Annotated in this window: 6 protein-coding genes; 4 read left to right on the top strand and 2 right to left on the bottom strand. The window is 64.1% G+C overall.

The features are described 5' to 3' along the window. Positions 1–120: 120 nt before the first annotated feature. Both ABSG20_RS21410 and ABSG20_RS21415 read right to left on the bottom strand, forming a co-directional pair. Positions 121–3,546 (bottom strand): tetratricopeptide repeat protein, encoded by a 3,426-nt coding sequence (locus ABSG20_RS21410; RefSeq protein ID WP_423866508.1) that lies wholly within the window; start codon positions 3,544–3,546, stop codon positions 121–123. Between the two features lie 163 nt (positions 3,547–3,709). After that, on the bottom strand, positions 3,710–4,297 hold the full coding sequence (locus tag ABSG20_RS21415) for a PadR family transcriptional regulator (RefSeq protein ID WP_423866509.1): 588 nt from the start codon (positions 4,295–4,297) through the stop codon (positions 3,710–3,712). 252 nt (positions 4,298–4,549) lie between these two features. On the opposite strand from ABSG20_RS21415, the gene ABSG20_RS21420 reads away from it, so the two are divergent. The 4 genes from ABSG20_RS21420 to ABSG20_RS21435 form a co-directional block, all read left to right on the top strand. Next, positions 4,550–4,963 (top strand): nuclear transport factor 2 family protein, encoded by a 414-nt coding sequence (locus tag ABSG20_RS21420; RefSeq protein ID WP_423866510.1) that lies wholly within the window; start codon positions 4,550–4,552, stop codon positions 4,961–4,963. Positions 4,964–5,126: 163 nt separating this feature from the next. Continuing rightward, positions 5,127–6,917 carry an acyl-CoA dehydrogenase C-terminal domain-containing protein gene (locus ABSG20_RS21425; RefSeq protein ID WP_423866511.1) on the top strand — a complete coding sequence of 597 codons (1,791 nt, stop codon included), beginning with the start codon at positions 5,127–5,129 and terminating at the stop codon, positions 6,915–6,917. A gap of 104 nt (positions 6,918–7,021) precedes the next feature. After that, positions 7,022–8,230: an acetyl-CoA C-acetyltransferase gene (locus ABSG20_RS21430; protein ID WP_423866512.1), complete on the top strand. Its 1,209-nt coding sequence runs from the start codon at positions 7,022–7,024 to the stop codon at positions 8,228–8,230. Between the two features lie 164 nt (positions 8,231–8,394). Next, positions 8,395–9,860, top strand: a 1,466-nt coding sequence (locus ABSG20_RS21435) for a 3-hydroxyacyl-CoA dehydrogenase NAD-binding domain-containing protein (protein WP_423866513.1), incomplete at its 3' end; no start/stop codon positions are given.

Raw genomic sequence — 9,860 nt, forward strand, 5'->3', positions numbered from 1 at the left:
GTATTGCCTGCCGAGAGACCGGCTTGATCGAGCCTCTCGCGGATCGCGGCTGGCTCACTATACGGCTTTGGCGCAGGCGCAAAGGTACAAGGCGCTGGACGGCGCCGCAAACCGGTCACTTCAATGCGCGGCGGCGTTGAGCTTGGGCGAAGCCGGTTTGGCCACTGGCTTTGCCGCAACGGTCTGCGCCGGCGCGCTGTCCCAGCCGCCGGCCGGGCTCGCCACGTTGATGGCGTCATCGGGCTGCGGTTCCGGCGTGAAGGTCTGGATCGCCAGTCTTGCCGCGGCAAGCGATTGGGCGTCCAGCCGCTTGGCAATATCGTCGCGCTTGCGCGCGGCGTCGGCATCGCCCTGCGCCGCCGCCAGGCTGAACCATTTGAAGGATTCGGCGAGGTTCTGCTCGACGCCGATGCCGCGGGCGAAGAGGATGCCGAGATTGAACTGGCTGTCCGCGACGCCGCGATCGGCAGCCTTGCGGAACCATTGCGATGCTTCCTTGTAGTCGGCGCCCTTGCCGCCGCCGTCGGCGGCGAGCACGGCCAGATTATGCATCGCCTTGGCATTGCCGCGTTCGGCGGCCTGCAAATAGTAGCGGCGCGCGATGTCGAGGTCCTTCTTCACGCTCAGGCCCTTTTCGTAGAGGGTACCGAGCCGGAAGATCGCCGGCACCACGCCGGCTTTCGCCGCACGGTCATACCATTTCGCGGCCTCATCCAGGTTCTGGCCCACGCCTTTGCCCTCGGCGAACCGCACGCCAAGCTCATAGGCGGCGGTCGGATCGCCCTTGAGGGCGGCCGCGCGCAGCACCGGGCCGCCGATCCCGTCCGGCAATTTCTCGGATGGCGGGATCTGCACCCAGGTAATTTTGTGACCAAACGGTACCGCCTGCGCCGACAGAATCGAGCCGGTAGGATCGCTGACGGAAACCGACGAAGCGGACGGCATCGGCGTGGGCTGCGGGGTAGCGGCCGAGGCGACGCTATCGTAAGCGAGCGGTTCGGGATCACGGAGGGACTGCCGGCCGATCGGTGTCGGCGAGGTCATCGAAGGCGCCGTCGGACCAAGCGGCCCCGGACCTGATGTCGCCGGACCATGCATGCCAGGCTTGGCCGTAAGATCCGCGGGCAACTGGGCCGAAGGCTGCGGCTCGCTGGAACTCTCCATGGCAGAGCGCGGCGGCGCGCTGCCGCCGTCGAGCAGCGTCATCGCCATCTTGAACGAGGCGAGCACAATGACGACGACGCTCGTGCCGACCAGCAGCGAGCGAATCTTGGCGGTGATCGTCGAGGGTTTCTTGGCGTTGTTGCCGGCGGGGTCATGGCGTGGGGCGGACCTGTCGCCAGCGGCCGCGGTGGCCGCGGCGGCCTGGGCGGCGCGGCGCGCGGCGGCGATGAAACTCGATGTGGTGGCCTTTTCGTGCGCTGCGGTCGGAATTTCGCTGATCGCGCTTTCGGATGCAGCAATGCGCTCGGATGGCGAGGCCAGGCGGCCTGAGGGACGTGTTCCCGGCTCCAGCGGGTGATCAGGTGGCAGATCCGGCGCGATCGGCTGCCGCGCCGCCGCGGCATGGGGCCCCAGAATTTCACTGATCGCCCGTGGCGTCACCGGCACGGTGGCCGCTATCGCTGGCGCTACGGCATGGAATTCCCGCGAGGCCGCGGCAAATTGCTCCTGTGCCGCGGCCGGATTCGGCAGTTCGGGCCTTGATTGCGGCGCGCTCGCGACGGCCGGAGTCGGGGCAGTGGGTGGTGCCGGCGGGGTTGCCGGTTCCGGCGCAACCGGCTGGGCCCTTGCCTCGCGCAGATCGCCTTCGATCATCGCCAGCCGATCCACGACATGACCGAGCGTGTTGTGAACGGTTTCGAGCGAATCCTGGGTGTGGCGATCGGTTTGCGACTGGCTGAAACGAATGTCGGACAATTCCTTCCTGACGATATCGATGACGCCAGTGTCGGCCGGCTCGGGCGCGCTCCGGCTTTTCTCCGCCAAGGCCGCAAAGGTCGCGTGCTGGGTTTCGAGATGGCGCAGAATGTCCTGAAGAGCGTCTTCGACCCGCCCGAGATTGCCGGCGCGGTGCTCGGCAGAGGCTTCTAGTCGTTCGAGCAGGTAGGTTACGCGCTGTTCGAGATGGGCGAGCGCGGATGCGCCGTCGTTGCCGGCCGGCATGCGGTCGAGGCGGTCGGACAACGACCGCAGAACGTCTTCGAGATGGGCGAACGCGGGTGCGTTGTCGTTGCCGACCGGCATGCGGTCAAGGCGGTCGGACAATGCCCGCAGCGCGCCTTCGAGATGTTCGGAGCTTTCGCCGACCGCCGGCCGCTCGCGGCTCTCCAGTGTCGAGGTCAGGGCGGCAATGCGCCGCTCCAGAACCGCAAACGAATCGCCGTTGCTCTCTTGGCGAGCAAGTTGATCAACTTTCTCCGAAAGCGTGCGGACGTCGTCGTGCAGCCGGACCAGGGTGTCGTTGGAGGCGACATTGGAGACGATGGCGCGAAGGGCGGAGATGGCGCCTTCGAGCTGCTGGACCGTGGATGGATCGTTGCTGGCGCGCAAGATCAGGTCGAGCTTGGCGCCGAGATTGCGAATGGTCTCGTCGTAACCCGACAACTGCTCGGCGGTCGTCAGCGAGCGCAACACGTCGCGAATTTCGCCGAGCGCGCGCTCGACGCCGGCGAGGGCCGGCCCGTCGATGGCGCTCTGACGGGTCTCCTCGATGCGGCGGGACAGCAAGCGAATTTCGTTTTCGATCGCTTCGATCGCCCGTCGCGGCATCGCCTCGGTGATGGCTTGGCGAATCTCCGTCAGTTCGCCGCGAAACGCGGCGATCGATGGTTCGAGGTCGTCGGGACGACGCAGTGCTTCGATCTGGCGGGTGATCTTGAGAAGATGGCTTTCGAGCGTGGAAAAATCCGGGCCGGCGGCGATTGCGGGCGCCGCTTCGAACGCTGCCACAGGCACCGTCGGCGGCGCCACCAGCGGCGCGCGGCGCGGCGGCGCCGGACTAGGCGGCGCGGCATTCTCGAGTTCGCTCTGGCGCGCAGCGATTTCTGCGATCGCGAAGTTCAGCGACCCCGGGCTGAGCGGCGGCGAAGGCCGATAGGGCTGGGTTGCGGCGCGCTCGAACGTGTCGGCCTTGCGCGGGGGACCCTGAGGCTGGGCGGGTTTCGGCGGGGCGGTGGTTGAAATCTGCGACAGCCGCGCATCGAGGCGGGAGATGGCCTCGTTCAATTGCCGTGCGACTCCATATTCGCCGCCGCGCATGGGCTCGCCGCCCGGCCTGTCATTGCGCGGCGCCGGCCGCGAAATCTGTTCGATCTGGCGGGTGATGGAATCCAGCCGCGCGTGAATATCCGCGACGTCCTGTATTTCCTGGCTCGGCAACACAGGCCGATGCGGCGCCTGGTGGAAGTTCGCAGGATTGGCATTGCCGATGGTGGAGCTGAGCCAGTCGTTCAGCGACATGCCGGCGCGTCGCGCGGCGGCTTCAGCCTTTTCGCGAACGGATGGATCGATACCCTCTGCACCCAACGAAGCGCGCGAATTCATGCTCTTGCCCGGTTCCGACTCCGACGCGCCCCCTGCGCCTCAACCTCCCGCGCGTCCCTCAGAGGGACAATCGAATCTACGCAGGTCGTCTGCCTCAGGCCTCGACATTTTCGTGTCAGGGTAAATTCCGAGTTAAGGAACGGTGGCGCCGGACCTTAAAATATCATCCGTTGTTTTCGCGCTGGCTGCCGTTGATCGGCGTGACACCCGTGCCGTTGGCGCCGGCCGGCAGGGTAGCGAGAGCCTCTTCGCACCATTCTGCCACGGCACGCTCGTAACGAAGTCCGATATGAAGTCCGAGCAGCTTGCCGGTATCTGCTGACGATGCGGTGCCTTGAGGAAAGCGTCTTTGCAGAATGCGTTCGTAGCGGGAGAAACGGTCGCGATGGTACTCCAGCCGCGCCATCAGGTCGGCGCGCAAAGGGTCGATGTCGACGCTGTCAAGCGCGTAGAGCCGCACCAGCAGATCGTCCTTGATCGATGGCGGGCTGCTCGGCCGGGCGGCCCAATGGCGCAGCGCGGCTCTGCCCCCGGCAGTGAGGGTGTAGACCAGCTTGTTGGGCTTGCCCGACTGCACCACCTCGCGACCCTGAATGTGGCCGCGATCGCGCAGCCGCGTGAGCTCGCGATAGATCTGCTGGTGGTCGGCTTTCCAGAAGAACCCGATCGACGCATCGAACGTCTTGGCGAGTTCATAGCCCGTCATCGGGCGTTCTGTCAGGCAAGCAAGAATTGCGTCACCGAGCGCCAATACGCCAACCCTCCGTCTTCAACGAACCCGCAACCAGCATCCTTGACTTTATGCATAAAGGTGCATATGCGTCAATATGCATAATGAATCCCAGGGGCTGAACACCGCTTCGACTCAGGTCGAGCGCTGCGGCGACGATCGTCGCTGCCGCGCCGGCTTCGAGCAACACCACGCGGCCGGAATCGCTGCAGGCTTTTCGCACCGCGTAGTATCAGCACAATGGCTGCGCCGTTCACGCACAGGAGAACGCCGATGAACATGACTGGCCTCGACAAGTGGTACGACTACGTGAAGTCCCATGACCGCGAAACGCTGTGGGACCTGCTTGACCCCGATGTGGTGTTCGAAAGCCCCGTCGTGCATACGCCTCAGCGCGGCCGCGACATCACGTTCAAGTATCTGTGGAGTGTAGGTAAGGTACTGGGCGGCCCGAGCTTCGCCTTTGTCCGCGAATGGCGGAACGACACCAGCGCGGTTCTCGAGTTCGAAGCCGAGATCGACGGCATCAAGCTCAACGGGGTCGATATCATCACCTGCGGGGAAGACGGCCGGGTCACGCATTTCAAGGTGATGGTGCGCCCGCTGAAGGCGATCAACCTGCTGCATCGGCTGATGGGAGAACAGCTGGCGAGGCAGGATGCTGATGCAAGCTCCGCAAGGTCGTAACCGCTGCTTGATAGGGGTTGCCTGATGGCAGCTGCCTCAATAGCGGGTGCCTCAATAGCAGGTGTCTTGGACCTCCAGAACAGGTAAGGTCCATTTTTGGAACTGAGTGATTGCTGCGCTGCGTGATCTCCCTTAAAGGGGCCAGCGAGCCCGGAGGATGAGGATGCCGAGCTACAAAGCCCCCGTCGAAGACGTCACTTTTCTGCTCAACGACGTGTTTCAGATCGACCGCTACGACAATCTTCCCGGCTTTAGCGACGCCTCCGCCGATGTGCGGGAGGCGATCCTGAACGAGGCCGCCAAACTCAGCGAAGAAGTGTTGCAGCCGCTCAATCGCGTCGGCGATCTCGAGGGCTGCACCCGCCATGAGGATGGCCGCGTGATCACGCCGAAAGGCTTCAAACAAGCCTACAAACAGGTGACCGCAGGCGGCTGGCTCGGGCTGTCGGCGCCGACCGAATATGGCGGTCAGGGGCTGCCGATCACGCTGACCCAGGCCGTCAACGAATTCCAGTGTTCGGCGAACATGGCGTTTTCGATGTATGGCGGGCTGACCATGGGGGCGACGGCGGCGCTGATGGTACACGGCAAGCCAGAACAGAAATCAATGTTCGTGCCGAAGATGGTGGCGGGGCAATGGACCGGCACCATGAATCTTACCGAGCCGCAATGCGGCACCGATCTCGGGCTGTTGCGCACCAAGGCCGTCAAGCAGGCCGACGGCAGCTATGAGATCACCGGCACCAAGATCTTCATCTCCGCCGGCGAGCACGATCTTTCGGAAAACATCATCCATCTGGTGCTGGCGCGCATCGAGGGGGCGCCCAGCGGCATCAAGGGCGTGTCGCTGTTCGTGGTGCCGAAGATCCTGGTCAATGCCGATGGTTCGCTGGGGGCGCGCAACGGCGTCGCCTGCGGTTCGATCGAACACAAGATGGGCATTCACGGCAATTCCACCTGCGTGATGAATTACGACGGCGCCACCGGCTGGCTGATCGGCGAAGAAAACAAGGGCATGCAGGGCATGTTCGTGATGATGAACGAGGCGCGGCTCGGCGTCGCGGTGCAGGGACTGGCGCAATCGGAAGTCGCCTATCAGAACGCCGCTGCCTATGCGCGCGACCGCCTGCAGGGCCGTGCGCTCTCGGGGGCGAAGGCGCCCGACAAGCCGGCCGATCCGATCATCGTGCATCCCGACGTGCGCCGCACGCTCTTGACCATTCGCGCGTTCAACGAGGCGGCGCGGGCCATGGTGGTGTGGACCGCGCTGAAAAGCGACGTCGCCCACCGATCCAGCGATCCCAGGGATCGCCAGGAGGCGGACGATCACATGGGCCTGATGACGCCGGTCATGAAAGGCGTTCTGACCGACGTCGGATTTTCCAACACGGTGCTGGCGCAGCAGGTGTTCGGCGGTCACGGCTACATCGCCGAACACGGCATGGAGCAGTTCGTGCGCGATGCGCGCATCGCCATGATCTACGAGGGCGCCAACGGCATTCAGGCGCTCGACCTGGTGGGGCGCAAACTGCCGCGCGACGGCGGCCGCGCGGTGATGTCCTTCTTCAATGAGGTCGCGACCTTCGCCAGGGAGCATGGCGCGGATGAGGCCATGAAGCCCTATGTGGCGCCGCTGAGTACCGCGCTCGGCCATCTGCAACAGGCCACCACCTGGCTGATGCAGAATGCGATGATGAAGCCCGACAACGCCGGCGCCGCCGCCACCGACTATATGCACCTGTTCGGCCTCGTCACCTTCGCCTTCATGTGGGCGCGGATGGCGAAAGTCGCATCGGACAAGATTGCGAGCGGCGGCACGACGCCCTATCTGACCACCAAGCTGGTGACCGGCCGCTTCTTCATGGAGCGGATGCTGCCGGAAACATCGGTGCATCTTGCCCGAATCCAGACCGGATGCGCGACCGCCATGGAATTGGCGGCGGAAGCCTTCTGATCGGAGAGATTGCCAAAAAACTCGGGACTTCCAAGACCCAAGACGAGATCTGCGACATCCTGCGAATCGCTTGCATATTTTGATCATCATACCGGGAGGGCGTCATGCCTGAGGCCTATATTTACGATCACGTTCGCACGCCGCGCGGCCGCGGCAAGCCCGACGGCGCGCTGCACGAGGTAACCGCGCTGGCGCTGGCCACGGTGCCGTTGCGGGCGCTGAAGGAGCGTAACAACCTCAGGGAAGACGTCGTCGACGACGTCGTGCTCGGCGTGGTCGATCCGGTCGGCGAGGCCGGTTCCGACATCGCGCGCTTCGCGGCGCTGAAGGCGGGGCTCGGCGAATCCGTACCAGGAGTTCAGATCAATCGTTTCTGTGCGTCCGGTCTCGATGCCGTGAACTTCGCCGCCGCCCAGATCATGAGCGGCCAGCATGAACTCACCATCGGCGGCGGCGCCGAGTCGATGAGCCGGGTCGGCATCGGGGCTTCCGGCGGCGCCTGGCCGATGGACCCCTCGATTGCGGTGCCGGCCTATTTCATGCCGCAGGGCGTCTCGGCCGATCTGATCGCGACCAAATACGGCTTTTCGCGCGATGACGTCGACGCCTATGCGGTGCAGAGCCAGCAGCGCGCGGCCAAGGCGTGGGACGAGGGCCGCTTCAACCAATCGGTGGTCGCGGTGAAGGATGTCAACGGCCTCACCATTCTGGCCAAGGACGAGCACATGCGGCCCTCGACGACGATGCAGTCGCTCGGCCAGTTGCAGCCCTCGTTCGTGACCATGGGGCAGATGGCTGGTTTCGACGCGGTGGCAATCCAGTCGCATCCCGAGATCGAGCGTATCAATTACGTGCATCACGCCGGCAATTCCTCGGGGATCGTCGACGGCGCCGGCGCGGTGCTTTTGGGCAGCAAGCAGGCCGGTGCCAAACACGGCTTGAAACCGCGTGCAAGGATCCGCGCCTTCACCAATATCGGCTCGGAACCGGCGATGATGCTGACCGGCCCGGTCGACGTCACCGAAAAACTGTTGGAACGCTCAGGCATGAAGAAATCCGATATCGATCTGTTCGAACTGAACGAGGCGTTCGCCTCGGTGGTGCTGCGCTACATGCAGGCCTTCGACATCGACAGCAGCAAGATCAACGTCAATGGCGGCGCAATCGCGCTCGGCCATCCGCTTGGCGCCACCGGCGCGATGATCCTGGGCACCGTGCTCGACGAACTCGAGCGCACCAACAAATCGACCGCGCTGGTGACGCTGTGCATCGGCGGCGGCATGGGTACCGCGACGATTATCGAGCGGGTGTGAATTAGCAGAGGCGTCCGTAGGGTGGGCAAAGCGAAGCGTGCCCACCAGTTTCCTGGCGGACTGAAATGGTGGGCACGGCGCGAAGGGCGCCTTTGTCCACCCTACGAGTTGATAGCAGAGACAACCGCCGCGCCTTCGGGCTGGGCATCGAGGGAGCGACAGACATGGCCTTCAAGAATTTCAAAGTCGAGACCGACGCCGACGGCATCGCGCTGCTGACATGGGACATTCCCGGCCGTTCGATGAATGTGCTCGATGAGACCACGATCAACGAACTCGGAGAGATCGTCAAGCAGACCACCGCCGACGCCGCGGTCAAGGGCGTCGTCGTGACCTCGGGCAAGGAGGCGTTTTCCGCCGGCGCCGATCTGTCGATGCTCGAGGGCATGAACCGGCGCTACGCCGAACTGCTCAAGGCCAAAAGCGAGGTCGCGGCCAACCAGATGCTGTTCGACGAGAGCCGCAAATCCTCGCTGGTGTTTCGAGCCATCGAAACCTGCGGCAAGCCATGGGCCGCGGCGATCAACGGGCTGGCGCTTGGCGGTGCCTTCGAGCTGACGCTGTCTTGCCACTACCGCGTTGCGGCTGAAAATCCAAAAATCCGGCTCGGGCTGCCGGAAGCGAAGGTCGGGCTGTTCCCCGGCGCCGGCGGCACCCAGCGCGTGCCCCGCATCGTGCCGCCGCAGGATGCGATGCAACTGCTGTTGAAGGGCGAGACCGTTAATATCGAAAAAGCCAAGGCGCTGAAGCTGATCGACGCCATCGTCCCCTCAGGCGATCTCATCAAAGCGGCAAAGGACTGGATCAAGGGTGGCGGCAAGGCGGTTGCGCCCTGGGACGACAAGAATTTCAAGCTGCCCGGCGGCCCGGTCTACTCGAAGGCGGGCATGATGATGTTCCCGGCCGGCAATGCCATCTACCGGCGCGAGACTTATGACAACTATCCGGCGCAGCGCGCCATCATGAGTTGCGTCTACGAAGGCCTGCAGTTGCCGATCGACGCGGCGCTGCGCGTGGAATCGCGCTACTTCACGCAAGTTTTGCGCAGCAAGGAAGCGGCCGCGATGATCCGCAGCCTGTTCCTGTCAATGCAGGAATTGAACAAGGGCGCGCGGCGTCCGCAGCACGTGCCGCCGACCAAGGTGAAAAAGCTCGCGGTGATCGGCGCCGGCTTCATGGGCGCCAGCGTCGGCTATGTCTCGGCGCGCGCCGGCATCGAGGTGGCGCTGATCGACCGCGACCAGGAAAGCGCCGACAAGGGCAAGGGCCACGCCAAGGCCGTGATCGACGATCTGATCAAGAAGGGCCGGGCCAAGGCATCCGACAGCGAGGCGATCCTGTCGCGCATCACCGCCACCGCCGACTACGATGTATTGAAGGATTGCGATCTGATCATCGAAGCGGTGTTCGAGGACCGCAAGGTCAAGGCCGAAACCTATGCCAAGGCGCAGCCGCTGTTGAAGGGGGATGCGATCTTTGCTTCCAACACCTCGACCTTGCCGATCAACTCGCTGGCGGAGGAATTCAAGGACCAGGGCAAGTTCATCGGCATCCATTTCTTCTCGCCGGTCGAGAAGATGATGCTGGTGGAAATCATCGTCGGCAAGAACACCGGCGATGTCGCGCTCGC

This window comes from Bradyrhizobium sp. (assembly GCF_049512235.1).
Taxonomy (GTDB): Bacteria; Pseudomonadota; Alphaproteobacteria; order Rhizobiales; family Xanthobacteraceae; genus Bradyrhizobium.

What these genes read in the sequence shown, in the direction of transcription:
- ABSG20_RS21410 (WP_423866508.1), bottom strand. Translation starts at nt 3,546, where the DNA reads ATGAATTCGCGCGCTTCGTTGGGTGCAGAGGGTATCGATCCATCCGTT.
- ABSG20_RS21420 (WP_423866510.1), top strand. Translation starts at nt 4,550, where the DNA reads ATGAACATGACTGGCCTCGACAAGTGGTACGACTACGTGAAGTCCCAT.
- ABSG20_RS21425 (WP_423866511.1), top strand. Translation starts at nt 5,127, where the DNA reads ATGCCGAGCTACAAAGCCCCCGTCGAAGACGTCACTTTTCTGCTCAAC.
- ABSG20_RS21430 (WP_423866512.1), top strand. Translation starts at nt 7,022, where the DNA reads ATGCCTGAGGCCTATATTTACGATCACGTTCGCACGCCGCGCGGCCGC.